The sequence below is a fragment of the Bacillus sp. FSL K6-0993 genome (genome assembly GCF_037977205.1).
Classification (GTDB): Bacteria; Bacillota; Bacilli; order Bacillales; family Bacillaceae; genus Bacillus; species Bacillus subtilis.
In genome coordinates, this window is sequence record NZ_CP150275.1 from 595,584 (window position 1) to 622,500 (window position 26,917).

The window sequence follows — 26,917 nt, forward strand, 5'->3', positions numbered from 1 at the left end:
GACATATATGGTTTAGGGGAGTAAACTAATTGACATTGAACATAAAGTTTAGTGGGGTAAACTATAATGAGGAGGGGAAGATATTGAATGAACAAAAGCTATGTCAGGCGATAAACCTGTTTGTGGAAGTCCTGCTTGAAGGGACAGAATTTGTGCATCGTGAAATCAATCAGGATGTCTTCAAGCATATCTCAAGGGAACAGGCAGACCTGTTGAAAATTTTAAAAGTCAAGGGCCCAACCTCTCCCGGCAGCCTGGCCATGTACCAAAATGTACATAAGAGCGCGATCTCTAACAGACTGAAAAAGCTGCTCGAAAAGGGATTGGTTCAATGGGACGACTGTCCGGCAAAAAGTGATAGGCGCTCTAAGCTTATTAACATTACACCCAGCGGTGAACACATACTAGAAGAATTAGATTCTGCCATCTTTAATGCGCTCAAACCGCTGATCGATGATATAGATGAGGAACACTTACATTCCATCATCGAGATATTCACCATTTTAAAAAGCAAATTTAAAGGAGGAGATTCTGCCGAATGAGAGCAATCATCAAATTCAAGTGGGCAATTGCAGCCATAGTATTAGCACTAACCGTCGTTTTGAGTTTGTTTTCTCCGAACTTAACGGAGCTGGCCAATCAAAAGGGGCAGGCCCAGCTTCCCGCTGATGCTGTTTCAGAAAGGGCAAACGCCATTTTAAAACAAGCGGGAGAAGACAATAATTCGATCAGTGTTGTCTTTACATTAGACCACGCTTTAAAGAAAGAAACAGAGGACCAGCTCCGCGCCATGATCGATAAAATCAAAAAGATCGACGGTGTAGAAGATGTAACATCTCCTCTGTCAGCGGAAAAAGAAGTCAAAGACCAGTTGATGTCGAAAGACAAGAAAACCGTTCTCATGCCTGTCACGATTACAGGTTCTGATAAAAAGGCGGAAAAAATTGCGGACGAGATTTATCAAATCGTTCCTGATGATTTGACGGCATATATTACGGGAGCTTCCCTTATCAACCAGGATTTCGCTCACAGCTCAGAGGAAGGGCTTAAGAAAACGGAAGTGATCACAGTCTGCCTGATCATCGGTTTACTGTTGATCGTGTTCCGATCTGTTGTGACGCCTTTTATTCCGATTGTGGTTGTCGGTTTTTCTTATCTGATCAGTCAATCCATACTGGGCATCCTTGTATACAATGTTGATTTTCCTATCTCGACGTTCACGCAAACCTTCTTAGTTGCGATCCTGTTCGGCATTGGAACAGATTACTGCATACTGCTTCTTACACGATTCCGTGAAGAATTGGCAAACGGGCATGATAAAAAAGAAGCGGCGCTTATCGCTTACCGCACAGGGGGAAAAACCTTATTTATCAGCGGATTTGCGGTATTGATCGGATTTTCCGCCTTAGGATTTGCGAAGTTTGCGATTTTCCAATCCGCAGTAGGGGTAGCAGTCGGTGTGGGAATTTTAATGATCATCCTCTACACACTGCTGCCATTATTTATGGTGACGCTGGGTGAAAAATTATTCTGGCCTTCTAAGAAAGTGCTGTCGCACAGTGATAACAAATTATGGGCGTTTCTCGGCAGGTATTCCGTCGCTCGTCCGTTGCTGTTTATAGTCATCACGGTCATTATCACGCTTCCGTTCATCTTGACCTATGATGACCAGATTTCATTCGACTCAACTGCGGAAATCAGCAGCGATTATAAATCTATAAAAGCTCTCGAGGCCATTAAGGATGGATTCGGGGAAGGAAAAGCGTTCCCGATCAATGTTGTCGTAAAAGGAGACAAAGATCTTACAACAGCTGATACAATCCCTTATCTAGGAAATATCAGCAAAGCGATCGAGAAAGTTGATCATGTTGACTCTGTTATGACCATTACGCAGCCGACTGGTAAAAAAATCAAAGATTTATATATTGATAACCAGCTAGGATCGGTTTCAGACGGGCTGGATAAGACGGTAAAAGGGATTGCCGATGTCCAAAGCGGATTAACGGATATAGAAAACGGACTGAATCAAATGGCAGGGCAAACCGGCTCGGCCTCAAATGGAGAGTCTGGCGGTTCACTGGGCGATGCGGCAGATGGCTTGGGCAAAATCAATCAGCAGCTGCAGCTCATGAGCAAAAAGATTTCCCAAACCGGCAATACCGCACAGACCGTGCAGCAGCTTACGGCAATCAGCGGACAGCTTGGCCAGATTCAAACCGGCCTTGAACAAGCGAACCAGCAGCTCTCAGGCCAGCAGGCACAAGCCGGAACGCTGACAGAAAGCCTGAAGAAGCTGTCCGAAGGCGTGAAAAGCGCAAATGATGGCCTGACGAAAGTCTCTGACGGTATTACAGCTTCCAGTGATATGTTAGAGGACATGAGCAAAAGTCCAACTGTAAGAGATACAGGCATATTCATTCCTGATCAAGTAATGAAGGACAAAGACTTTAAGAAGTCAATTGACCAGTATTCCTTTGCGGACGGAAAAGGTGTTCAATTAAGTGTCGTTCTGGATTCAAATCCTTACTCAGAACAAGCTATTACGACAATAAACCAAATTAAAAAAGCTGTCGCAAACGAAGTTGACGGCACTCCTTTGGAGGATGCACAGATCGTATACGGCGGGGTCACGAGTATGAATGCGGACTTAAAAGAGCTGTCCACAACGGACTTCTCCAGAACAATGGTGATCATGATTATAGGCCTGTTTATCGTGTTAACCATTTTGTTCCGCTCCATGATCATGCCGATTTATATGCTCGCGTCACTGCTGCTGACGTACTATACGTCGATATCCATAACAGAATTAATTTTTGTAAACGGCTTAGGAAACGCCGGCGTCAGCTGGGCAGTACCATTCTTCAGCTTTGTCATCTTGATCGCGTTAGGGGTAGATTATTCAATCTTCTTGCTTGATCGATTTAAGGAAGAGGTGCACCTTGGCATTCAGCAAGGTGTCGTCAGGTCAATGAGCAAAATGGGATCTGTCATTATTACAGCTGCCATTATATTGGCCGGTACGTTCGCGGCGATGATGCCTTCAGGCGTCAATACACTGATGCAGGTGGCAAGTGTTATCATCATCGGACTCTTGCTTTACGGCCTTGTCATACTTCCGCTCTTCATTCCGGCAATCATTGCGACCTTTGGAGAAGGAAACTGGTGGCCGTTCGGCAGGAAGAAAGGAAAAGAATAATTGAGAGAAGAGTGATGAATGGTCATCACTCTTTTTTCATGACTAAACGACTAACTTCAGACGTGTTACCCGAAAAAGGTCAGACGATCAAACGGCGGCTGTACTTAAAAACAAAGAGCCCGGAAAACATTCCTGGGCTCTTTGTTTTTATTTCCATTCTGCAATTGTATCAATCGGCAGACGGTAGGAAGCATAGCCTTCATCTGCAGCTTTTCCGATAGAAAGTAGCATAACCGGTACATAACGTTCTTTATCTAATCCGAAGGTTTCCGCGATGTTTTCTTTATCGTATCCGCCGATCGGGTTTGTATCGTAGCCATGCGCGCGTGCAGTCAGCATCAGCTGCATGGAAACAAGACCTCCGTCAATCAGGATCGTTTCACGGTTGACCTGTGCCGGAAGCTTTTCAAAATGTGCGGTCAGCGCGGCGATTTGTCTGTCTTTGACCTCCTGCGGCATGTAACCGAGTTCCACAGCTTTTGAATAGATTTCTTCTAAGTAGTCTGCATTATTCATGTCTGCAAATACAGCGATGACAGCAGATGATGTTGTGACCTGTGTTTGGTTAAAGCTTGCAAGCGGTGCGAGTTTTTCTTTTCCTTCCGGGCTGTCAATGACAAGAAAACGCCATGGCTGCGCGTTAACAGAAGATGGGGCAGTTGTTGCTTCCTCTAAGATCTCTGTCATTTCTTCTTTGCTGATTTTTACTGCCGGATCATAGTTGCGGATAGAACGGCGGCCTTTCATAATTTCCATAAAATCGTTTGTTTTGATCATGTTGATACACTCCTCTTAAGCTTCGATATTATCTATATTGTTTCGCATGCGCGCCAGCACATCAATGAGCAGGCGGCGTTCTTCTGCGCTTACATTTGCGAGCATTTCCTTCATGAAACGCTCCTTTTCCTTCTTAGAAGACTCAATTCGCTCTCTTCCTTGGTCTGTTAACCGAACAAGGGTGATGCGGTTGTCCTCAGGCTTGCGCCGCCTTGATACCATGCCTTTGGCTTCCAGCTGTTTCAGGTGTCTGGTAACGGCTGCGCTATCGATATTTACTTTCTTTTGAAGGTCGCTTTGACTGATCTCATCTGCATGATAAAGCAATGTCAGCAATTCCAAACGAGATTGGCTGATGCCCGTGCATGCCTCGAACTTCACGCCAATCACCTTGTTCACGCCTTGCAGCTGATATAAAATCTCGGCTTCCTCTGAACAAAATGACGCCAAAACCCATCCCTTCTTTCCTGTCAAAACTATTAATTGATATATCAATGATTGACACGTCAATTAATATACAACGAATGATTTCATCTTGCAAGCCATTTGCATCTTCGAAAAACCTCCCAGCGGAATGTCACTTTGCCGAGCCCGTGCTCAAGCGGCTTTCACAGGCTGAAAGTTATGATACAATATACAAATGTTTCACGGCTTCAATCCATTGTTGGAGCTGACATCCATTATATAAGGGACTAGGTTGAAGGGAAGGTTTGATAACATGCTGCACAATCCAACTGGAAAAGAACGCTTGGCACTAGCGTTTCTGCTCGGCATGCTTGCTATATTGGGCCCGCTTAATATAGATATGTATTTGCCAAGTTTTCCTGAAATCGCGGAAGATTTATCAGCAAGTGCTTCACTTGTTCAGTTAAGTTTAACAGCCTGTCTGGTCGGGCTTACGATCGGCCAGCTGATTGTCGGGCCAGTCAGCGATGCGCAGGGAAGACGAAAACCGCTATTAATCTGTATTTTTTTATTTGCGTTATCTTCTCTGTTTTGTGCACTGTCGCCCAATATAACAACTTTAGTGGCTGCGCGTTTTTTACAGGGCTTCACTGCTTCTGCAGGGCTTGTGCTGTCTCGCGCAATCGTCCGCGATGTGTTTACCGGAAGAGAGCTTTCTAAATTTTTCTCGCTGTTAATGGTCATTACCGCGGTGGCGCCAATGGTTGCGCCTATGACAGGCGGTGCCATTTTGCTTTTGCCGTTCGCAACGTGGCATACAATTTTTCACGTCCTCATGATCATCGGATTTTTACTAGTTCTTCTGATTGCATTGAGGTTAAAAGAAACGCTTCCGCCGGAAAAACGGATTCCAAGCTCAATCGGAACATCCGTCAAAACGATGGGCAGCCTGCTGAAGGATCGATCCTTTATGGGGTACGCGTTAACTGTCGGATTTATTCACGGGGGAAGCTTTGCATATGTGTCTGGTACGCCTTTTGTATACCAGGACATCTACGGGGTGTCTCCGCAGGTATTTAGTATTCTTTTTGGCATTAACGGGCTGGCGATTATATCGGGCAGCTTTATCATCGGACGCTTTGGCGGAATCATTCATGAAAAAAGCCTTCTTCGTATAGCGGTCATTACGGCTGTGATTGCGACGGCTGTGCTATTAACCATGACCATGATTCACGGTCCTCTTGCTACATTAGTCATATCCATTTTCATTTACATGATTACGATCGGCATGGTTCTGACCAGCACGTTTACCTTGGCCATGGAAAAGCAGGGGCACCGCGCCGGAAGTGCAAGTGCGCTGCTTGGAATGCTCCCGCTGCTCCTCGGTTCAATCGTGTCACCGCTTGTAGGCATTAATGAGACAACAGCCGTTCCGATGGGAGCGATCATGTTTGTGACAGCTGTCATCGGCTCACTGGCGTTTTTTGGATTAACCAAAGAACGAGTAGGGCAGAATTCATAAAAAAAACCTGACATGACGTCAGGTTTTTTGTTTTATTTAGAATAATAACAGCAGGCCTGCAATCGCCGGAGTCAAAAAGATGGCTGATTTCAAAACCACCTTTGGCATAAGGTTGGTGAATTTTGCGCCTACATAGGCACCGCACATTGTCCCGACCAGAACTTTGATCAGCAATACATAATCAACAAAACCTTCTGTGATATATCCGATGCCTCCACCTACAGCCAGAGGGATGATCACAAGCATCGTCGTTCCGACAGAATGGCGAATGGACAGATTCAGCATAATCATTAAACCGATTTGAATAAAAGGTGCCGACCCTATGCCGAATGTGCCGGAAAGAACGCCGGCTACAATTCCTAAGATGACCGCTCTCGTATACGTTGAAAGAGTGCTTTGATTCACTTGAGCCTTCTCTTTTAAAATAAATAATCTGATTAAAATGAGAATTGCTGATAAAAATAACATTCCAGCCGTCAAATAATGAAGCAAATCAGCCGGAATAAAAGATGTCAGCTTGGCGCCGAAAAATGAGCCAACCGCAGCAAAGCCTCCGACTATTAAGCCGATTTTCATTTGAATGTTGCCCTCGCGATAGTGGCTGTATGCCCCTGATAAGCTTGTAAAAGCCATGCCGGCAAGCGAAGTGCCTAAAGCCGTATGAATCGGGATATGGAAAAGAAGCGTTAAAAGGGCAATGACAAAGCCGGCTCCACCGGCGCCAATAAAGCCTAAAATAATTCCTAGAAGAAACATAACAAGAATAATGAGCATATTTTTTCCTCCATTGAAAAGATGTAAAAATGTAATCGTGCGCTATTCTGGCGGAGGTATGGTGTCCTATTGACGAAGAAAAACACGCCGTTTTTTCAGTTGCCAGTAGTCCGTCGACCGTCGTTCAGCAAACATATCGTACCTCAAATTCTGGGATCTGACAAGGCAGTTTGTTGCTTCCCATTACCATCTGTTATATGATTTTGATGAAGAAAAGCCCTTGAATATATTCAAAAGAGGTATTATATATGGACGATTTTAAATTAGATAAGCCGACTCCCTACTACCTGCAATTTTATAACCAGCTAAAAAAAATGATCTTCAACGGGACTTTTAAGCCTGGGGAACGGATAAACGAAACACAGCTGGCGAAAAGCTTTGGCGTCAGCCGCTCTCCGATAAGGGAAGCCATGCGATTGCTTGAGAAAGATGGTTTGTTAAAAGCGGATGACCGAAATGGATTTTCGATCACGTCATTAACGGCAAAAGATGTAGATGAGATTTATAAAATCAGAATTCCGCTGGAGCAGCTGGCAGTTGAATTAGTCATAGACGAAGCGGACGAAGAAGAGCTGACCATACTCGAAAAACAGCTTGAAGAAACAGAGAAAGCGATTCACAACGGCACGGAAGATACGGAAATCATTCGTTTAAACCAAAAATTTCATGAGCTGCTGGTTGATTTCAGCCATAACAGACATTTGAAAAATTTGCTTGAGCATGTAAATGATCTGATTCACTTTTGCAGAATCCTTAATTATACTGGTGACCACCGTGCAGAAACGATCCTGAGTGAACACCGCAAGATATTTGAAGAAGTGAAAAAGAAAAACAAAGAAGCAGCCAAACAGTATGTGCTGGCTCATTTCAATCATGACTGTGAGCATTTGAAGCATGTACTTGAAGAAGGAACAGAGAATTGATTTGTATGATCCGGTACCAAGGGGGAGCAGAACCCTTGGTATTTTTTTATGTATTCACCACATATCTAAGAGGCCCCGTTAATAAGATTTTATGATGGTTTGACTAACGAATAATGGGGGTTAAACATGTTTATCCATATCGTCGGGCCTGGTGATTCTTTGTTTTCGATAGGCAGAAGATACGGTGCTTCTGTTGATCAAATACGGGGTGTGAATGGTTTAGATGAAACGAATATCGTGCCGGGGCAGGCTCTGCTTATCCCTCTTTATGTATATACAGTCCAGCCGGGAGATACGCTTACCGCCATTGCAGCTAAAGCGTTTGTGCCATTAGAGCGTCTGCGAGCCGCCAATCCGGGCATCAGCCCAAATGCTTTACAAGCGGGAGCAAAAATAACGATTCCTTCGATCTCAAATTACATTGCGGGAACATTAAGTTTTTACGTGCTCCGAAATCCTGACCTCGATCGGGAGCTGATCAATGATTATGCGCCATACTCGTCTTCAATTTCGATTTTCGAATACCATATTGCACCGAACGGCGACATTGCAAACCAATTGAATGATGCGGCTGCTATCGAGACAACTTGGCAAAGACGGGTGACGCCGCTTGCGACCATAACAAACCTTACATCAACAGGATTCAGTACAGAACTCGTTCACCAAGTCCTGAACAACCCGACAGCGAGAACCAATCTGGTCAACAACATTTATAACTTAGTTTCCACAAGGGGATATGGCGGTGTGACAATCGATTTTGAACAGGTGAGCGCCGAGGATCGTGACCTTTTCACTGGTTTTTTGCGTCAGCTGAGAGATCGCCTTCAGGCGGGAGGATATGTGCTGACGATAGCTGTTCCGGCAAAAACAAGCGATAATATCCCCTGGCTGAGAGGCTATGATTACGGAGGAATAGGAGCGGTTGTTAATTATATGTTTATCATGGCTTATGATTGGCATCATGCCGGAAGTGAGCCGGGTCCTGTAGCGCCGATTACTGAAATAAGGAGAACCATTGAGTTTACGATTGCGCAGGTGCCGAGCAGAAAAATCATTATCGGAGTCCCGCTCTACGGGTACGACTGGATCATCCCGTATCAGCCGGGCACAGTTGCTTCAGCGATTTCAAATCAAAACGCAATCGAAAGAGCGATGAGGTACCAAGCCCCGATACAATATTCAGCCGAATATCAATCACCGTTTTTCCGGTACAGTGATCAGCAGGGGCGGACGCATGAGGTATGGTTTGAGGATGTCAGGAGCATGAGCCGGAAGATGCAGATCGTCCGCGAATACAGATTGCAGGCTATTGGCGCTTGGCAGTTAACGCTGGGCTTTACACCGGGCCCATGGCTTCTGCGGAAATTTTTTACGATCAGAAAAGTATAAAAAAAGACACCAGAGCTTGGGTGTCTTTTTTTTGATTAAGTCCAGAGCAGCAGAATAGTTCATTCATTTGTACCTTGCATGGGTTGTGTTCCCATTTTACGATTAGTAGTAGTCTGATCAAACAAAGAGTCAGAATACGATTTGAGAGGGAGTTGTCTACATGAAGACAGTATTGATTTTGAATTTTCCTGCGGAAGGCCATGTGAATCCTACCTTAGGCATTACAAAAGCGTTTTCCGATAAGGGATATGATGTCCATTATATATCCACTGAAAAATATAAAAAACGATTAGAAGCAGCGGGAGCAACGGTCCATCTTCACCGGGATCTGCTGCGAACGACACCTATTCATGTCGGTTCGCCCAATGGCATTCTTGATTTCGTGAAAATCCATATCAAAACGTCATTGGACATTTTACAGATTGTCAAAGACTTATCTAAGAGCATTCAATTTGATTTTGTTTATTATGATAAATTCGGCGCGGGGGAATTGGTAAGGGATTACTTAGATATTCCAGGAGTCTCTTCATCGGCGTCTTTCTTGTTTGGCGAGGAGCACCTGAAAATCCTGCCGCTGCATCCGGAGTCTGGAGCGCCGCTTGAATTGGATCAAGAGTGCGAAGACCTTTTGGCAAAAATGAAAGAAACGTACGGTGTTGCCCCGAAAAACCTGGTTCAATTCATGAACAATAAAGGGGAATTGAACGTAGTGTATACAAGCCGTTATTTTCAGCCAGAAAGTGATCGTTTCGGGGATGAATGTCTGTTTATCGGGCCGAGCTTTCCAAAGAGAGCGGAAAAAACAAATTTCCCGATTGAACAGCTAAAAGATGAGAAGGTCATTTATATTTCAATGGGGACTGTACTGGATCATACAGAGGATTTCTTCAACCTTTGTATTGATGCATTTTCAGGCTTTAACGGAAAAGTCGTCATCGCTGCCGGAGAAAAAGCGGACCTGACCAAATTAAAGCAGGCGCCGGAAAACTTTATCATTGCTCCGTATGTCCCTCAGCTGGAAGTGCTGGAGCAATCGGATGTTTTCATTACACACGGCGGAATGAACAGCGTAAACGAAGGCATTCATTTCAGCGTGCCACTGGTTGTCATGCCTCATGATAAGGATCAGCCGATGGTGGCGCAGCGTCTCTCTGAACTCCATGCAGGCTATGTCATCTCTAAAGATGAAGTCAATGTCCAAATATTAAAACAGGCCGTAGATGAGGTTTTGCGCAACGATCAGTATACGGCAGGCATTAAAAAAATCAATCAAAGCTTCAAAGAATGTATGGACATGGAAGAAGTGATGGAGCGGATTGATGAGTTGATTCGCCAAAAAAACAAATAAGAAAAAGAACTCCCGTACCTTGTACGGGAGTTCTTGATTTAAAACTTGATTTTGATTTTTTGAGCATCACTGATTTTCTTATGGTTATGGTCAAAGACGTCACTTGTCGTGATTTCGATCCACTTAATCTCTTTTGTTTTCTTCTCAGCATCCGCGGCCTTATCATGAGCATGGCCGCTTGATGCGTTCACAATAAAGCCGAGATTTCCGGACTTTTCGGCGCCGCCTTGCAATTCGCCGTTTAACTCTTCAAGATAAATATCTTTGTTCCAATCGAAGGTTTCGCCCGTATTTGTTTTCATCAATGCAATCGGTGCAACATTTACTTTTTTTGAAGAGGTGTTCTTGATATCAACGAAAACCTTAACGAAATCAAACTCTTCATCGTGTGTTAACTCATGAAAGTAATCAATCATGCTGTAGTCCGGGCGCAAGTGGATCAGCTTCATTTTTTTTACTGTTAACTCCACGTCGCCAATTTTATAGGTTTTGTTCACTTGTTTGATATCTTTTAAGACAGCTTTTCCTTTATCATCTGAAAACGTTTGGCCGACCTTAAGCAATGACCGGTCATCAGTTACCTGGGAATTAGGCTGATAATCATCTGTGCTGTCCTTCTGGGATGAAGTGCTTTGCGGCTCAGCTTTTACTGTTTTCTCCCCGCCTGCATGCTGTTTTTCAGTACTGGCGTTTGATGAGCAGCCCGCAAGCATGATAGCAAAAACGAAAATTGAAAGAATTCTTCTCATGATGATTCCTCCATTAAAAAGAGATCCCGTTACTTCATACAAGCAACGGGACACCTTGTATTCTTTTACTTATCGTTAATCTTAATATTGTATTGTAAAGCTTTGAAGACATTTTTGGCGATTTCTGTATTGTCGATTTGGCCGGCAAATGTCTCACTAGACGGACCGTATGCATAGACGGGAACATCTTCACCGGTATGTCCGCCTGTTGTCCATCCAGTGTGAGAGCGTTTATTAAAAATGTTCTCGATTGCGTTATCGATATCCAGCACTTCCTTCGATTTTGCCGCTTCTTCAACAGATTGAATTTCGGCTTTTGTTAAAGCCAATTTTTTTTGATCGATATATGTTTTCAAAGTTTTTTCAACATCCGCGCCGTCAGCGATCTTTTCTGCCATAAAGTCAGGTGTGCGTTTTGCGGCTTTAATGGGTTCACTGAACCAGTTGTAGATGCCGTCCGCACCGATGGAATATCCGCCGGTTGAGTGGTCAGCCGTTGCGACAACCAATGTGTGCTTGTCTTTTTTAGCGAAATCAATAGCCGCCTTATAAGCTTGTTCGAAGTCTTCCATCTCGCTCATGGCGCCGACGATATCATTGTCATGGCCCGCCCAGTCAATTTGGCTGCCTTCCACCATGAGGAAGAATCCGTCTTTATCCTTGTTTAATTTTTTAATGGCTGTGTTTGTCATATCTTTAAGTGATGGAATATCCTTCGTACGGTCAATCTTTTTAGGCAGGCCGCCGTCAGCGAATAGGCCGAGAACTTGGCTGTCTTTGTTTTTCAGCATGTCCTTGCGGTTATCCACATAGCTGTACCCCGCTTTTTTGAATTCCTTAATCAAATTACGGTCCTTACGGTCAAAATTGCTTTTTCCTCCGCCTAGAAGGACATCAATTTTGTGCTTGCCGTTGACCATCTCATCAAAATAATCATTCGCAATTGAGTTCATATTTTTTCGGCTGTGGTCGTGTGAACCGAAAGAGGCCGGAGTGGCGTGTGTAATTTCTGAAGTGGCCACAAGTCCTGTTGCTTTTCCTTTTTCTTTCGCAGCTTCAAGCACCGTTTTGGCTTCTGACCCGTCGTTATCCACGGCTATGGCATTATTGTATGTTTTAATTCCCGCAGACATAGCCGTTGCCGCCGCTGCAGAATCCGTTACATTTTGTTCAGGATCATCGGGGTAAGTTGTTTGCTGGCCGACAAGATACTGATCAAAAGCCGTAGGCTCCACAACTTTTGTCTTTTTATTATCCTTTAAGTATCGATAAGCGGACGTATAAGAAACACCCATACCATCACCAATCAGAACAATAACATTCTTAATTTCGTCGTGGTTCCCCTTTTTCTTTTCCTGGGCGCTGGCTTCAGGCACACTGCCGCTGGCTAAGCTGCTGAACGCAATTGATGATAAAACCGCGATAGGCAGTAATTTCTTCGGGAATTTTTTCAACTGGATAACCTCCTAAATATAGATGAATCTCAATGACAACCCAATTATATTTTTAAACTGTTAAGCTAGTATTAATCGATTTTAAAGATTGGATTTACAAGAATAATGAACTGGCTATCAAAGGAAAGAGTGATAGTACTAAAGAAATAAATGGGAGGAATAGATACTGGCCGTGGATAGGCGGACTGAAATCTGCTATAGTCGCATAGAAGCAACCCGCTTACATCTTGAACAATTTTAAGTATTATGTTGGAAAGAGGTATTGTGTAAGTACATGTCTGAGCAGTTCATATGGAGTGGCATCATTTTATTTTAGGAGGGAACAACATGGACGTTTTTTCTGAGTATTTAGCGGGGATTGATGACCCGTTCCGCCGAGAAAGAACGGAAGAGGTGTTGACTTGGATCAAAGATAAATATCCAAATTTACATACAGAAATAAAATGGAACCAGCCGATGTTTACGGATCACGGTACATTTATTATTGGCTTTAGTGTTTCTAAAAAGCATTTAGCTGTCGCTCCTGAAAAAGTAACGATAGCGCACGTAGAGGATGATATTGTGAAGGCCGGATATGACTACACCGAGCAGCTAATACGTATCCCTTGGAACGGTCCAGTTGATTACACGCTACTTGAGAACATGATTGAGTTTAATATTCGGGATAAGGCAGACTGCTCCACTTTTTGGCGGAAATGAAGAAAAAGGCATAACATATGAGCTGTATAAAATATGCTATGCCTTTTCATTTGTCTATTTTTCGTTTTGATCATCTATTGCTGCTTTTCATCAAACAAGGTCTTTTCATTGAGCGTAAGCTGACTCGCAGAATAATGATTACCTTGTTTCCATTTCACTTCAATCGTAATATCATGGCCTTCAAGCTCATGTTCATCTAACCGCTCTAAAAAAGAAACGGATTTTTCTTTTGCGCTTCCATCAGAAAAAGTGCCTCCAGCATAATCATGCATCGGGATTTCCGTGTCAGAACTCAGCAGAACTTCATCATCCTTTTTTACAATCAGTGATTCCAAATAAGTGTTGTCTGTTTCATGTGGTTCACCGATCCAATAAAGTTCGCCGCTGTATTCATTTGGTGCATCTTCATTTTTTTTGAAAACAGCTTCCCAATTCTGGTCTTTGCTTTCTCCCTGCCAATTCGGATACTCCAAACGAACATGATGAATCAGGTGATAGGAAAAAAAGATCAAGCAGAAAGCGATTAATAGGAATGCCGTGAAAATGAGAGGGTATTTATAATGACTGGACATAAAAGACTCCTATTCGTTTAATCAATTACCTTCGAAAATAGAATTTCATCCCGAATCAAAATGCCGTTTTCAGCCACCTCGGGAATCTCCGGCTTGAGTCGGCGCGCTTTTTCAACTGCGTTCGGAAACACTGCGGCGAATTGAAAGATTGCATATAAACAATATATAACAAAAAAATAGATGTTGAGGTGACGGCATGGAAATCAGCGATGTCATTTACGGGCAGCACCATATAGACGGAGTGCTGGAAGAGCTTATCAAAAGCGCTCCTGTGCAAAGATTAAAAGGAATCTATCAAGGCGGAGCAAGCTTTTTAGTCAATCGAAGGTGGAATGTGACCAGGTATGAGCACTCCATCGGCGTAATGCTCCTCATCAAAAAGCTCGGAGGAACGATAGAAGAACAGATTGCGGGTCTGCTCCACGACGTATCACACACAGCTTTTTCTCATGTGGTCGACGTTGTCTTTGAAAATCAAGCAGAAGACTATCATGAAAACATCTTTCAACAAGTCATTGTTCACTCTGAAATCCCGGACATTTTACAAAAACATGGCTATCATACTGAAGAACTTTTATCTGACGATTCAAGGTGGACATTGCTCGAACAGCCCGCACCGGAGCTGTGTGCTGATCGGACAGACTATACGCTGCGTGATATGTACCGATATGGACACCTTAACCTGCACGAAGCGCAAACCTTTTTGGATCATCTTATTGTGAGAAACGGAAGGATGTTTCCTGATAGTATTGAAGCTGCCGAATGGTTTGTCAGTGTGTACTACAAGGAAGTGATTGATTTCTTTTTGAATCCCGTGAATGTATATGGATATGAGTATTTAGCGCGAGCATTGAAGGCAGCGCTGCGGCATGATGTCATATCCGCAGAGGATCTCCTGAAAACGGACCAAGAGGTACTGAACATCCTGCGTGCATCAAAAAATGAAGAAGTCCTGAGCTTGCTTACAGCTATTCATCCCGGCATACAAGTAATAGAGGATGACATTCAGTACGATTTCCATCAAAAGAAGAAAATGCGCCTAATCGATCCATCCATTTTTCTTGATGACGAATGGATCAAATCCTCAGATGCTTCTGAAAAGGTGAGGAAAATGGGTGAGGCCGCTTATCAAAAAGCAAAAAAAGGTGTGTATATAAAAATCTTAAAACAGTAATTGCCGCCTGACAGCGGCTTTTTTCATGTTTGGCTTTGCAAACAAAGGGGAATAGGACAAACTGCGGGAATGCTTTATGAGAATATCAGCGTATTTACATACCGTTCGGGGGTATAGTATTATCGATAGGGCATGTTTTCATTGTCTGCGGGCAAAAGTTACAGGGAAAAATGAAGCAAAGGAGAATGAACATGAAAATCTCTAAAAATGCACTGGGAATTCTGATGTTATCTCTTGTTTTAGTTTTATCAGCATGCGGCAATAACAACAGTACGAAACAAAGCACACATGACAATCATTCAGACTCCTCAACACATGAAGAGATGGACCATTCCGGATCAGCTGACGTTCCAGAGGGATTACAGGAATCTAAAAATCCGAAATACAAAGTAGGCAGCCAGGTAACCATCAATACTTCCCATATGAAAGGCATGAAAGGTGCCGAAGCTACGGTAACAGGCGCCTATGATACAACGGCGTATGTTGTTTCTTATACTCCGACTAATGGGGGACAGCGTGTGGATCATCACAAATGGGTGATCCAAGAAGAAATCAAAGATGCTGGAGATAAAACGTTACAACCCGGAGATCAGGTGATTTTAGAGGCTTCTCATATGAAAGGCATGAAAGGAGCAACAGCCGAGATCGACTCCGCGGAAAAAACAACTGTATACATGGTTGACTATACATCGACAATGAGCGGCGAAAAAGTGAAAAACCACAAATGGGTCACAGAAGATGAGCTTTCAGCTAAATAATAAAAAATCCTCCTTTTACAAGGAGGATTTTTTTGCTGTCTGAACAGGTCTTGTTAAAGAAATTACAGCAAACAGGACAGCGATGATCACAATTGACCCGCCGCACCATGCTGTTGACACCACAGTACCCGTCTGATCCAAAACAACACCGCCAATGGCTGAGCCAAGGGCAATTCCGACTTGGAGGGCCGACGTGTTAAAGCTTTGCTGAATGTCAGACGAATCAGGTGCAATTTCAATTAAATAGCTTTGCTGAGCCGGGGCGAGGCTCCAGCTCAGAAGACCCCAAATCACCATGACAGGCAAAAAGAAAATCATAGACGATGTAGACAGCGGCAGTAAGAACATAATGATGGCAAAGGAACCGGTCACCAGCAAAATGCTCTTAAAGGAACCAAGCCGGTCAGATAGCGCTCCTCCGAAAGGGCCTCCGCATACAGCAGATATCCCGAAAAGGAAATAACAAATGCTGACCCAGAAAGAGCTCAGGTGAAGAGTCTCTTCTAAAAACGGCGCAAAGTAAGCGTAAAGCGTGTAGTGGCCAGCTAATGTAAACATCGTGACGAGGTGTGAACTCGCGATTTTCAGATTACCGATCGTCTTGAGTTGTTCCCGGAAAGGAATCATTTTCTCCGCCGGTATTCTTTCAAAGAAGATTGAAATAATCAGCATGGAGATCAGCGCCAACAGGCCGATGCCAAGGAACAAAATCCGCCACCCGAAGGAATCGCTGATTAAGATTCCGAGCGGCACGCCTAATGCGATAGCAGAGCTGAAACCCATAAAAATAATTCCGATTGCGCGGGCTCTGTATTCAGGCGCTACAATTTTCGGGGCAATTGTTAAAGAAAGCACAACAATCAGCCCTGTACTCATTGCTGCCAATACCCTAGATACCATCAGTGTTGCGAAATTAGGGCTGAAATAGGCGACAAGATTGCTAAGGAAGAAAACAAATAAAGCAATTAGATATAAGCGCTTCCGCTCAATCTTCGCAGTCAATGCCAAAAGCAGCGGCCCAGACACTGCATATCCCAGCGCAAACACACTGATCAACTGTCCGGCTGAAACAATGGAAATGTCTAAATCATTTGCGATCTGAGGAAGAATTCCCCCCACAATTAACTCAACCAATCCGACTGCAATCGTAGAAGCTGCAAGCAGGAAAACTTTGAAATTCATAACAAACTCCTTTACTTAAATGTTTTGATAAATAAAAAAAATCCTGATTACAAAAAATGTCATAAACAAATTTTGTAATCAGGATTTTACGGTTCCTGGTAGACACCCTCAAACCATATTATTGAGGTTATACAAGTGATAATAGCTATTTAATTGATTCGTTTCCGTTGATGAGTGTACCACATTATGAATGAATCTTCCATAGAAAAATTTACAAAATGATGAACCGGACAAGTATATGATTATATTTATTTTATAAAAGTATAGACATTTAAAAATAAATGACTATAATAATCCATGTAAGCGTTTTAATCACAAGGGGGGATAGCAGTTGAAAAAAATATTACTCGCGTGCAGTTCAGGAATGTCTACCAGTTTATTGGTGACAAAAATGAAGGAATACGCACAGTCTATCGGTGAGGATGCGGAGATTTGGGCTGTTGGCCAGGATAAAGCAAAAGAAGACATGAGAAAAGCGGATGCCGTTTTGATCGGTCCGCAAATGAGCTTTCTGAAAAGCGAACTCCAAAAAGAGGCGGATCAATACAACATTCGGGTTGAAGTCATTGACATGATGGCCTACGGAATGGCAGATGGGAAAAAAGCGTATGAGCAGGCATTGTCCTTAATGGAGAATCAATAATGGAACAGGTGAAAATCACGAATTTAACAGATGAACAAATCAGTTTTCAGCTTATCTTGCACAGCGGCAATGCCCGCAGCTGCATCATACAATCACTGCGCGCCTACAAAGAAGGGAACAAGGATGAGGCGGATGCCCTCATTACCAAGGCTGAGCAGGATTTATCCGCGGCCCATGACATTCACTTTCAAATGATACAGAAGGAATCCGGCGGAGAAGCACAAGCTTTCTCATTGCTGCTCATGCATGCGGAGGATCACCTGATGTCAACATTATCCATGAAAGAATTAGTGAAAGAGATGCTTGATATTTTTAAAACAAAGAATCTATAAATAATCGGGGTGGATAGGGTGTTCGAGAAAATCAGCCAATTCCTTGTTCCAATTGCAGGGAGGTTAAACAATAACCGTTATTTGCAAGTGCTGCGTGATGCATTTATGCTGGCTTTCCCGCTTACGATATTCGGGTCCATTTTTGTCGTGTTAACGAATTTGCCGTTTCTAAACAAAATCATGAACGCCTCAACGCTTACATCGTTTCAGTCTCATTTCGGCATTGCCTCCACGGCGACTATGGGCATTATGTCTGTCTTTGTTGTGTTCGGAATAGGCTATTACCTGTCAAAAAGCTATCAGGTCGAAGCTGTATTTGGCGGAGCGATTGCTTTGGTTTCCTTTTTGCTCTTAACGCCATTTATCGTTCAGCCGGAAACAGGAGATGCCATTACAGGGGTTATCCCGGTCGACCGTCTCGGTGCAAAAGGGATGTTTCTTGGGATGATTACGGCATTTCTTTCTGGTGAAATTTACAGAAGAATTGTTCAAAAAAACCTGACAATCAAAATGCCAGCCGGCGTTCCGCCTGCTGTAGCAAAATCATTCGCCGCACTTATTCCGGCTTTTATCACATTGACTGTATTTTTGCTGATTAACGTAATGGTGACTCTGTTTTTTAAAACAAATATGCACGACGTCATTTATCACGCAATACAGGCTCCGCTTGTCGGACTTGGAAGCGGTATCATCCCAACGCTGATTGCCGTGTTTTTCATTCAAATTCTTTGGTTTTTCGGACTGCATGGACAGATCATTATCAACTCCGTGATGGACCCGATTTGGAATACACTGCAGGTAGAAAACCTTTCTGCTTACACGGCGGGAAAAGAAATCCCTCATATTATTTCAAAACCGTTTATGGAGATTTATACAGTAGGGATGGGCGGAACCGGGATGACGCTTGCGATTGTGTTTACCATTCTCATATTCATGAAAAGCAGGCAGATGAAGCAAGTATCAAAACTTGGCCTCGCTCCCGGTATTTTTAACGTAAACGAACCGATTATCTTCGGGCTTCCGATCGTCATGAATCCGATCATTATTGTGCCTTGGGTGCTGGCACCGATGGTTGTTACGCTCGTCACCTATCTGGCTATGTCAGCCGGGCTCGTTCCGCCTCCGACTGGTGTGACGGTGCCGTGGACGGTTCCATTATTCATTAATGGCATCATGGCGACGAACTCAATCATGGGGGGCGTGATGCAGCTTATCAATCTGCTGATTGTCTTCGTGATCTGGTTTCCATTCCTAAAAGCAATGGATAAATTAAATCTGGCAAAAGAAAAAGAACAGGCTGTGCAGGATTCAGCTGCTCAGCAACATGATAACAGCATAAAAATGTGACATAAGGGGAGAGAGACTTGGCACAAACAGAACAATATCGTTTTCCAAAGGATTTTTGGTGGGGATCATCCGCTTCAGCAACACAAACGGAGGGTGCCGCCGACAGAGACGGAAAAGGCCAGAATATATGGGATTATTGGTTTGAAAAAGAACCGCATCGTTTTTTTGATCATGTCGGACCCGCAGACACATCTCAATTTTACGACAACTATAAAGAAGATATCAGGCTGATGAAGGAGCTTGGCCACAACTCGTTCCGGATGTCGATTTCCTGGTCACGTTTAATACCAAACGGAACGGGCGAGATCAACGATAAAGCCGCAGATTTCTATAACAATGTCATTGATGAGTTGATCGCTAACGGAATTGAACCTTTTGTCAATTTGTTTCATTTCGATATGCCGATGGCGCTTCAAAAAATCGGCGGCTGGGTAAACAGAGAGACGGTTGACGTGTATGAAAACTATGCTAGAACTTGCTTCCGTTTGTTTGGCGGCCGGGTGAAAAAATGGTTCACGCATAATGAACCAATCGTTCCCGTAGAAGGCGGATACCTATATGATTTTCATTATCCAAACAAGGTCGACTTTAAAGAGGCCGTCCAGGTTGGATTTCATACGATGCTATCAAGTGCCCGCGCTATTCAGGCTTACAGGGAGATGAAGCAGGACGGGAAAATCGGCATCATCTTAAATTTGACCCCTTCATACCCGAGAAGCAGCCATCCGGCGGATGTGAAAGCCGGGGAAATCGCAGACGCGTTTTTTAACAGATCTTTTTTAGACCCATCTGTTAAAGGCGAATTCCCCAAAGAGCTGGTTGACATTTTGAAGCATGAAGGCTTTATGCCTGATTACAACGCTGAAGATCTTGACATCATCAAAAAGAACACGGTTGACCTGTTGGGAGTGAATTATTATCAGCCGAGACGTGTGAAAGCGAAAGAACATCTTCCGAATCCCGACGCTCCTTTTTTACCGGACAGATATTTTGATCCCTACGTCATGCCGGGCCGCAAAATGAATCCGCATCGCGGCTGGGAGATCTATGAAAAAGGCGTTTATGATATTTTGATTAATTTAAAAGAAAACTACGGCAACATCGAGTGTTTTATTTCTGAAAACGGTATGGGGGTTGAAGGTGAAGAGCGCTTCAGGGATGAACAAGGCATCATTCAAGATGATTACCGGATTGAATTTATAAAAGAGCACCTCAAATGGATTCACCGCGCCATACAGGAAGGCTCGAACGTAAAAGGCTATCACTTATGGACGTTCATGGACAACTGGTCTTGGACAAATGCCTATAAAAACCGATACGGATTTGTATCAGTCAATCTTGAGAAAGACGGAGAAAGAACCGTCAAAAAGAGCGGAAAATGGTTCAAAAAGGTTGCTGAGCATAGCGGTTTCTAGATTTCCTAAAGGTCAAGATCTTCCGGCAATCATCATAACGAATAGAGATGACGAAAATCCGCAACATTGATGAAATAGGGAAAAGAACTTATGATATCCGTAAAAGCTTATGTGATATCAGACTCTAACAGCTGCCGGAGGATACCAATGAATAAATACGAAATTATTGCAAATGAAATGAGAAATAGAATTAAAAATAACGTATATCCGATCGATCAGCCCATTCCTGATGAAGTATCTCTTGCAAAAGAATTTAACTCAAGCCGCATGACGATGAAGAGAGCCTTGGATAATTTAGTTGCCGAGGGTCTGCTGTTTAGAAAACGAGGCCATGGCACGTTTATTATTCAATCTGCAATACAGGATGACCATGTCCATGTAGTCAGCAATGAGATTCTCGGATTGACCAACTTGCTGAAAGATAAAAAAATCCAAAGCAAGGTCATTCAGTTTGAAGTGCAATTTCCCACTGAGGAAGTGGCCGCCCATTTGTCTATTGATCAGAAAACACCGGTGTATTATGTCGTTCGGCTGCGAATTGTAGAAGGTGAACCCTATGTATTGGAAAAAACATATATGCCGACTCATTTAATACCGGGCATTAATGATGATGTCCTTCATGGTTCGGTCTATAACCACATCTCAAACGAGCTGCAGCTCAAAATTGCCGGCTCACATCGGAAAATCAGAGCCTGCAAATCTGATCATATTGACCAGCAGCATCTAGGCTGTAAACAGGATGATCCAATTCTTGAAGTTGAACATGTGGGCTTCTTAGATAACGGCATTCCATTTGAATATTCCTTTTCACGTCATCGGCATGACAAGTTTGTTGTGACTTCTGTAAACATACGGCGCTGATTGCGGAGACAACAAGGAGGCCACCTGCATGCTTGGCGGTATTGAAGCAGGCGGCACAAAGATTGTTTGTGCTGTCGGTAGAGAAGATGGAACGATCATTGACAGGATAGAATTCCCCACAAAGATGCCGGATGAAACGATAGAGAAAGTGATTCAATATTTTCGCCAATTTTCATTACAGGCAATCGGCATCGGCTCCTTTGGTCCCGTTGATAACGATAAAACCAGTCAAACATACGGTACCATTATGGCCACGCCGAAAGCGGGCTGGAGACACTACCCCTTTTTGCAAACTGTTAAGAACGAAATGAAACTCCCAGTCGGGTTTAGTACGGATGTCAACGCTGCAGCGCTGGGTGAATTCCTTTTCGGTGAAGCGAAGAGGCTCGACAGCTGCCTGTATATAACGATTGGGACTGGCATAGGCGCGGGAGCTATTGTAGAGGGGAAGCTCCTTCAGGGGCTGTCACACCCAGAGATGGGCCATATTTATATCCGGAGGCATCCGACTGACGTATACCAAGGGAAGTGCCCTTATCATGAAGATTGCTTTGAAGGCTTGGCTTCCGGTCCCGCCATTGAAGCGCGCTGGGGAAAAAAAGCCGCGGATTTATCAGATATAGCCCAAGTCTGGGAACTGGAAGGGTACTATATTGCCCAAGCGCTGGTTCAGTATATTTTGATCCTTGCACCTAAAAAAATCATTCTTGGCGGCGGCGTCATGCAACAGAAACAAGTGTTTTCTTATATCTATCAATATGTACCGAAAATCATGAACAGCTACTTAGATTTTTCTGAATTGTCAGATGATATAAGTGATTATATTGTACCTCCACGTTTAGGCAGTAACGCCGGAATCATCGGCACGCTAGTTTTGGCGCATCAGGCCTTACAAGCAGAGGCAGCATCTGGGGAGGTGCGATCATGACACATCCTTTATTTTTAGAGCCTGTCTTTAAAGAAAGAATATGGGGAGGGACGAAGCTTCGTGACGCTTTTGGCTACGCAATACCCTCACAAAAAACAGGTGAGTGCTGGGCCGTTTCTGCACATGCCCATGGCCCGTCGGTTGTAAAAAGCGGTCCGCTGGCAGGAAAGACACTTGATCAAGTATGGCAAGATCATCCAGAGATATTCGGGTTTCCGGATGGTAAGGTGTTTCCGCTGCTGGTAAAGCTGTTGGACGCCAATATGGATCTCTCCGTGCAAGTCCATCCTGATGATGATTATGCAAAACTGCATGAAAATGGTGACCTTGGTAAAACGGAGTGCTGGTATATCATTGATTGCAAAGATGACGCCGAACTGATTTTGGGACATCATGCAAGCACAAAGGAAGAGTTCAAACAACGAATAGAAAGCGGTGATTGGAACGGTCTGCTGAGGCGAATCAAAATCAAGCCCGGAGATTTCTTTTATGTGCCAAGCGGTACACTCCATGCTTTATGTGAGGGAACCCTTGTCCTTGAAATCCAGCAAAACTCTGATACAACGTATCGCGTATACGATTATGACCGCTGTAATGACCAGGGCCAAAAAAGAACACTTCATATAGAAAAAGCCATGGAAGTTATAACGATACCGCATATCGATAAAGTGCATACACCGGAAGTAAAAGAAGTTGGTAACGCTGAGATCATTGTTTATGTGCAATCAGATTATTTCTCAGTGTACAAATGGAAGATTAGCGGCCGAGCTGCTTTTCCTTCACATCAAACCTATTTGCTGGGGAGTATTCTGAGCGGATCAGGACGAATCATAAATAATGGTATTCAGTATGAATGCAATGCAGGCTCACACTTTGTCTTGCCTGCGCATTTTGGCGAGTTTTCAATAGAAGGAACATGTGAATTCATGATATCTCATCCTTAATGAATGGGGGAGTTGCATTTGTTTAAGAAACATACGATCTCTTTGCTCATTTTATTTTTACTTGCGTCTGCTGTTTTAGCAAAACCAATTGAAGCGCATACTGTGTCGCCTGTGAATCCTAATGCACAGCAGACAACAAAAGCAGTGATGAACTGGCTTGCGCACCTGCCGAACCGAACGGAAAACAGAGTCCTTTCCGGAGCGTTCGGAGGTTACAGTCATGACACATTTTCTATGGCTGAGGCTGATAGAATCCGAAGCGCCACCGGGCAATCGCCTGCTATTTACGGCTGCGATTATGCCAGAGGATGGCTTGAAACAGCAAATATTGAAGATTCAATAGATGTAAGCTGCAACAGCGATTTAATATCGTATTGGAAAAATGGTGGAATCCCGCAAATCAGCATGCACCTGGCGAATCCTGCTTTTCAGTCAGGGCATTTTAAAACACCGATTACAAACGATCAGTATAAAAAAATACTAGATTCTTCAACAGCAGAAGGGAAGCGGCTGAATGCCATGCTCAGCAAAATTGCTGACGGACTTCAAGAGCTGGAGAACCAAGGTGTGCCTGTTTTGTTCAGGCCGCTGCATGAAATGAACGGTGAATGGTTTTGGTGGGGACTTACATCATATAACCAAAAGGATAATGAAAGAATCTCTCTATATAAACAGCTCTACAAGAAAATCTATCATTATATGACCGACACAAGAGGACTTGATCATTTGCTTTGGGTTTACTCTCCCGACGCCAACCGAGATTTTAAAACTGATTTTTACCCGGGCGCGTCTTACGTGGATATTGTCGGATTAGATGCGTATTTTCAAGATGCCTACTCGATCAATGGATACGATCAGCTAACAGCGCTTAATAAACCATTTGCTTTTACAGAAGTCGGCCCGCAAACAGCAAACGGTAGCTTAGATTACAGCCTATTTATCAATGCAATAAAACAAAGATATCCTAAAACCATTTACTTTCTGGCATGGAATGATGAATGGAGCCCAGCAGTAAACAAGGGTGCTTCAGTTTTATATCATGATAGCTGGACACTCAACAAGGGAGAAATTTGGAATGGTGATTCTTTAACGCCAATCGTTGAATGAATCTGTTTGTCATAATTAAGAAGGTGCTCAAGAAGTTTCTTGAGCACCTTCCCACTGGATTAAGCATTCATATCGCCTAACCCAGGACTGTGTTCATTTGGTATTTCAGGAAGCACTGGTACGGGAAACCCTGCCGGAGGATCTATTACTTGTAACTCTCCGCCATTTCGGCTTGGAGATTTCCCTTGATAGATTTCACTGATTCTCGTTTCATCCAACCTAAAGTTAAACTGTGCATTATGGTAGCCTAATTCGACATACTTTCTGCACTCAGGATATTTATTAATGTCATAATTCGGCACAGGGAGCAGCTTCGCCCATTCAACGCCCAATGTCTCGAGCGCTTTCGCGAATGCATTCTGGTGAGCATTGTCGCGTACAATCAGAAAAGCAAGTGTTTCGCGGAACGTCTGATTAGAGCTCATTTCATAAATTCTTGTTTTTTGCAGCACACCTGTCGACTCAAGAAGCAGGTTATCCAGCAGGTCAGTAATTAAGTTTCCGTGGTTATACACCCACGACCCGTTCCACGGATTGCCCCCTGCATCAACAGGAAGGGAACTTTGCGCTCCAATAATATAATGATGAGGATTAGCATGTTTAACCGCTTCATCAAGTGGCGCTTGATCTGTACCTTGACTGCCGACACCTTCACCGCCTGATTCATCTAATAAAGCATTGATTGTGTTTTGAACCAGTTCAACGTGGGCAATCTCCTCTAAAAAAATGCCGCGAAGCAGATCGCGGTACTGTTTCTGCTTTCCTCTGAAATTAGAGCTTTGGAAAAAAAACTGCATCATTGTACGCATTTCTCCGTAATGACCGCCTAATATCTCCTGCAGGACCTTAGCAGCTGCCGGGTCTGGCTTGTCCGGTTTAATGATATTAATCAGTTCCTCTTTGTAGTAATACATAACACGCCTCATTTCTTCTTAAGAGATTTTCTTATATTATTTGTAAGATGAGATAAAATATATACATGATAAGCATGGGAAGGCGTGATAGAAGAAAATAAAAAAATACAGGAAAAGTGTTGACCAAATAAAACAGGCATGGTATATTATTAAACGTCGCTGATGAACAGCGTGAAACAAAACAGAAAAACAAAAAAGTTTTTCTAAAGTGTTTACAAGATTTTAAAAATGTGTATAATAAGAAAAGTCGAATTGAAAAAGATTCGAAAAACATTTCAAAAAAACTTCTTGACTTCAACATCGAATGATAGTATGATAGTTAAGTCGCTTAATAAGCGCCCGTAGCTCAATTGGATAGAGCGTTTGACTACGGATCAAAAGGTTAGGGGTTCGACTCCTCTCGGGCGCGCCATATAAGATACCACGCGGGTGTAGTTTAGTGGTAAAACCTCAGCCTTCCAAGCTGATGTCGTGAGTTCGATTCTCATCACCCGCTCCATTATTGAATGATCTTTGAAAACTAAACAAGACAAAACGTACCTGTTAATTCATTTTTTATAAATCGCACAGCGATGTGCGTAGTCAGTCAAACTAGGGCCTGCACGACGCAGGTCACACAGGTGTCGCCGCAGGATGCGGTGAACTTAACCTGTGATCCATTTATCGGAGAGTTTGATCCTGGCTCAGGACGAACGCTGGCGGCGTGCCTAATACATGCAAGTCGAGCGGACAGATGGGAGCTTGCTCCCTGATGTTAGCGGCGGACGGGTGAGTAACACGTGGGTAACCTGCCTGTAAGACTGGGATAACTCCGGGAAACCGGGGCTAATACCGGATGGTTGTTTGAACCGCATGGTTCAAACATAAAAGGTGGCTTCGGCTACCACTTACAGATGGACCCGCGGCGCATTAGCTAGTTGGTGAGGTAATGGCTCACCAAGGCAACGATGCGTAGCCGACCTGAGAGGGTGATCGGCCACACTGGGACTGAGACACGGCCCAGACTCCTACGGGAGGCAGCAGTAGGGAATCTTCCGCAATGGACGAAAGTCTGACGGAGCAACGCCGCGTGAGTGATGAAGGTTTTCGGATCGTAAAGCTCTGTTGTTAGGGAAGAACAAGTACCGTTCGAATAGGGCGGTACCTTGACGGTACCTAACCAGAAAGCCACGGCTAACTACGTGCCAGCAGCCGCGGTAATACGTAGGTGGCAAGCGTTGTCCGGAATTATTGGGCGTAAAGGGCTCGCAGGCGGTTTCTTAAGTCTGATGTGAAAGCCCCCGGCTCAACCGGGGAGGGTCATTGGAAACTGGGGAACTTGAGTGCAGAAGAGGAGAGTGGAATTCCACGTGTAGCGGTGAAATGCGTAGAGATGTGGAGGAACACCAGTGGCGAAGGCGACTCTCTGGTCTGTAACTGACGCTGAGGAGCGAAAGCGTGGGGAGCGAACAGGATTAGATACCCTGGTAGTCCACGCCGTAAACGATGAGTGCTAAGTGTTAGG

General features: G+C 43.8%; 24 protein-coding genes, 2 tRNA genes, 1 rRNA gene, 2 pseudogenes and 1 riboswitch (1 of these 30 running past the window's edge). Of the genes and pseudogenes, 20 read left to right on the forward strand and 9 right to left on the reverse strand.

Annotated features, from left to right (window positions below; translation table 11 throughout):
* Positions 1-83: 83 nt before the first annotated feature.
* Both MHH79_RS03145 and MHH79_RS03150 read left to right on the forward strand, forming a co-directional pair.
* Entirely contained in the window at positions 84-542 is a 459-nt protein-coding gene (locus MHH79_RS03145; protein ID WP_015252707.1) for a MarR family transcriptional regulator, read from the forward strand.
* Complete coding sequence (locus MHH79_RS03150) at positions 539-3,196, forward strand: MMPL family transporter (protein WP_100506844.1); 2,658 nt, start codon at positions 539-541, stop codon at positions 3,194-3,196. Before MHH79_RS03145 ends, MHH79_RS03150 begins: the two co-directional genes overlap by 4 nt.
* A gap of 147 nt (positions 3,197-3,343) precedes the next feature.
* Here MHH79_RS03150 and MHH79_RS03155 read toward each other — a convergent pair whose 3' ends face one another.
* Together MHH79_RS03155 and MHH79_RS03160 are read right to left on the reverse strand one after the other, a co-directional pair.
* On the reverse strand, positions 3,344-3,973 hold the full coding sequence (locus tag MHH79_RS03155; protein WP_003234135.1) for a nitroreductase family protein: 630 nt from the start codon (positions 3,971-3,973) through the stop codon (positions 3,344-3,346).
* 15 nt (positions 3,974-3,988) lie between these two features.
* Positions 3,989-4,483 carry a MarR family transcriptional regulator gene (locus tag MHH79_RS03160; RefSeq protein ID WP_072557150.1) on the reverse strand — a complete coding sequence of 165 codons (495 nt, stop codon included), beginning with the start codon at positions 4,481-4,483 and terminating at the stop codon, positions 3,989-3,991.
* A 208-nt stretch (positions 4,484-4,691) separates the two neighbouring features.
* On the opposite strand from MHH79_RS03160, the gene MHH79_RS03165 reads away from it, so the two are divergent.
* On the forward strand, positions 4,692-5,900 hold the full coding sequence (locus MHH79_RS03165) for a Bcr/CflA family efflux MFS transporter (protein ID WP_015382899.1): 1,209 nt from the start codon (positions 4,692-4,694) through the stop codon (positions 5,898-5,900).
* 36 nt (positions 5,901-5,936) lie between these two features.
* Here the strand turns inward: MHH79_RS03165 and MHH79_RS03170 are convergent, their stop codons facing one another.
* Positions 5,937-6,674 (reverse strand): sulfite exporter TauE/SafE family protein, encoded by a 738-nt coding sequence (locus tag MHH79_RS03170; RefSeq protein WP_015482876.1) that lies wholly within the window; start codon positions 6,672-6,674, stop codon positions 5,937-5,939.
* 248 nt (positions 6,675-6,922) lie between these two features.
* On the opposite strand from MHH79_RS03170, the gene MHH79_RS03175 reads away from it, so the two are divergent.
* From MHH79_RS03175 to MHH79_RS03185, 3 genes are all read left to right on the forward strand, one after another.
* Positions 6,923-7,597 (forward strand): GntR family transcriptional regulator, encoded by a 675-nt coding sequence (locus MHH79_RS03175; protein ID WP_063336277.1) that lies wholly within the window; start codon positions 6,923-6,925, stop codon positions 7,595-7,597.
* 126 nt (positions 7,598-7,723) lie between these two features.
* Positions 7,724-8,986 carry a glycoside hydrolase family 18 protein gene (locus tag MHH79_RS03180; protein ID WP_100506845.1) on the forward strand — a complete coding sequence of 421 codons (1,263 nt, stop codon included), beginning with the start codon at positions 7,724-7,726 and terminating at the stop codon, positions 8,984-8,986.
* Between the two features lie 160 nt (positions 8,987-9,146).
* Complete coding sequence (locus MHH79_RS03185) at positions 9,147-10,334, forward strand: glycosyltransferase (RefSeq protein ID WP_100506846.1); 1,188 nt, start codon at positions 9,147-9,149, stop codon at positions 10,332-10,334.
* Positions 10,335-10,372: 38 nt separating this feature from the next.
* Here MHH79_RS03185 and MHH79_RS03190 read toward each other — a convergent pair whose 3' ends face one another.
* Both MHH79_RS03190 and phoB read right to left on the reverse strand, forming a co-directional pair.
* The gene (locus MHH79_RS03190) at positions 10,373-11,083 is read right to left on the reverse strand and encodes a membrane lipoprotein lipid attachment site-containing protein (RefSeq protein WP_100506847.1); all 711 of its coding nucleotides are present in this window, start codon (positions 11,081-11,083) and stop codon (positions 10,373-10,375) included.
* Between the two features lie 65 nt (positions 11,084-11,148).
* Positions 11,149-12,537, reverse strand: coding sequence for an alkaline phosphatase PhoB (gene phoB, locus MHH79_RS03195; protein WP_080467403.1), 1,389 nt, complete (start codon positions 12,535-12,537; stop codon positions 11,149-11,151).
* A gap of 327 nt (positions 12,538-12,864) precedes the next feature.
* Between phoB and fra the strand changes: the two genes are divergently transcribed.
* On the forward strand, positions 12,865-13,236 hold the full coding sequence (fra, locus tag MHH79_RS03200) for an iron chaperone frataxin (protein WP_100506848.1): 372 nt from the start codon (positions 12,865-12,867) through the stop codon (positions 13,234-13,236).
* Positions 13,237-13,310: 74 nt separating this feature from the next.
* On the opposite strand, the gene MHH79_RS03205 is transcribed toward fra, so the two are convergent.
* The gene (locus MHH79_RS03205) at positions 13,311-13,808 is read right to left on the reverse strand and encodes a YdhH/YoaO family protein (protein ID WP_100506849.1); all 498 of its coding nucleotides are present in this window, start codon (positions 13,806-13,808) and stop codon (positions 13,311-13,313) included.
* Positions 13,809-13,825: 17 nt separating this feature from the next.
* Positions 13,826-13,954, reverse strand: a pseudogene (locus tag MHH79_RS03210) (GNAT family N-acetyltransferase); the annotation flags it as partial.
* 50 nt (positions 13,955-14,004) lie between these two features.
* Here MHH79_RS03210 and MHH79_RS03215 point away from each other — a divergent pair.
* Positions 14,005-14,982, forward strand: a complete 978-nt coding sequence (locus MHH79_RS03215; RefSeq protein ID WP_340034984.1) for an HD domain-containing protein — start codon at positions 14,005-14,007, stop codon at positions 14,980-14,982.
* Positions 14,983-15,123: 141 nt separating this feature from the next.
* Positions 15,124-15,740: pseudogene (locus MHH79_RS03220) on the forward strand (YdhK family protein).
* A 15-nt stretch (positions 15,741-15,755) separates the two neighbouring features.
* On the opposite strand, the gene pbuE reads toward MHH79_RS03220, so the two are convergent.
* Positions 15,756-16,922, reverse strand: coding sequence for a purine transporter PbuE (gene pbuE, locus MHH79_RS03225; protein WP_063336285.1), 1,167 nt, complete (start codon positions 16,920-16,922; stop codon positions 15,756-15,758).
* 55 nt (positions 16,923-16,977) lie between these two features.
* Positions 16,978-17,077: riboswitch (purine riboswitch) on the reverse strand.
* 176 nt (positions 17,078-17,253) lie between these two features.
* Here pbuE and MHH79_RS03230 point away from each other — a divergent pair.
* The 8 genes from MHH79_RS03230 (at position 17,254) to gmuG (ending at position 24,499) form a co-directional block, all read left to right on the forward strand.
* Positions 17,254-17,565 carry a PTS sugar transporter subunit IIB gene (locus MHH79_RS03230; RefSeq protein ID WP_047182172.1) on the forward strand — a complete coding sequence of 104 codons (312 nt, stop codon included), beginning with the start codon at positions 17,254-17,256 and terminating at the stop codon, positions 17,563-17,565.
* Positions 17,565-17,897 (forward strand): PTS lactose/cellobiose transporter subunit IIA, encoded by a 333-nt coding sequence (locus MHH79_RS03235; protein ID WP_015382911.1) that lies wholly within the window; start codon positions 17,565-17,567, stop codon positions 17,895-17,897. The genes MHH79_RS03230 and MHH79_RS03235 overlap by 1 nt, the downstream gene beginning before the upstream one ends.
* Before the next feature lie 18 nt (positions 17,898-17,915).
* On the forward strand, positions 17,916-19,244 hold the full coding sequence (gene celB, locus MHH79_RS03240) for a PTS cellobiose transporter subunit IIC (protein WP_100506851.1): 1,329 nt from the start codon (positions 17,916-17,918) through the stop codon (positions 19,242-19,244).
* A gap of 17 nt (positions 19,245-19,261) precedes the next feature.
* A complete protein-coding gene (gmuD, locus tag MHH79_RS03245; RefSeq protein WP_340034985.1) occupies positions 19,262-20,659 on the forward strand; it encodes a 6-phospho-beta-glucosidase GmuD in 1,398 nt (465 codons plus the stop codon).
* Between the two features lie 147 nt (positions 20,660-20,806).
* Positions 20,807-21,520, forward strand: coding sequence for a transcriptional regulator GmuR (gmuR, locus tag MHH79_RS03250; RefSeq protein ID WP_015382914.1), 714 nt, complete (start codon positions 20,807-20,809; stop codon positions 21,518-21,520).
* Between the two features lie 28 nt (positions 21,521-21,548).
* A complete protein-coding gene (gene gmuE, locus MHH79_RS03255; RefSeq protein ID WP_063336287.1) occupies positions 21,549-22,448 on the forward strand; it encodes a fructokinase GmuE in 900 nt (299 codons plus the stop codon).
* A complete protein-coding gene (gene manA / locus MHH79_RS03260) occupies positions 22,445-23,392 on the forward strand; it encodes a mannose-6-phosphate isomerase, class I (protein ID WP_063336288.1) in 948 nt (315 codons plus the stop codon). Before gmuE ends, manA begins: the two co-directional genes overlap by 4 nt.
* Positions 23,393-23,410: 18 nt before the next feature.
* Positions 23,411-24,499: a mannan endo-1,4-beta-mannosidase gene (gene gmuG / locus MHH79_RS03265; RefSeq protein ID WP_063336289.1), complete on the forward strand. Its 1,089-nt coding sequence runs from the start codon at positions 23,411-23,413 to the stop codon at positions 24,497-24,499.
* Between the two features lie 59 nt (positions 24,500-24,558).
* Here gmuG and MHH79_RS03270 read toward each other — a convergent pair whose 3' ends face one another.
* Positions 24,559-25,413 (reverse strand): manganese catalase family protein, encoded by an 855-nt coding sequence (locus tag MHH79_RS03270; RefSeq protein WP_024573398.1) that lies wholly within the window; start codon positions 25,411-25,413, stop codon positions 24,559-24,561.
* A gap of 335 nt (positions 25,414-25,748) precedes the next feature.
* Between MHH79_RS03270 and MHH79_RS03275 the strand changes: the two genes are divergently transcribed.
* The 3 genes from MHH79_RS03275 to MHH79_RS03285 form a co-directional block, all read left to right on the forward strand.
* Positions 25,749-25,825 (forward strand) — tRNA-Arg (locus MHH79_RS03275).
* A gap of 13 nt (positions 25,826-25,838) precedes the next feature.
* Positions 25,839-25,912 (forward strand) — tRNA-Gly (locus MHH79_RS03280).
* A 161-nt stretch (positions 25,913-26,073) separates the two neighbouring features.
* Positions 26,074-26,917, forward strand: a 16S ribosomal RNA gene (locus MHH79_RS03285); it runs 706 nt beyond the window's last position.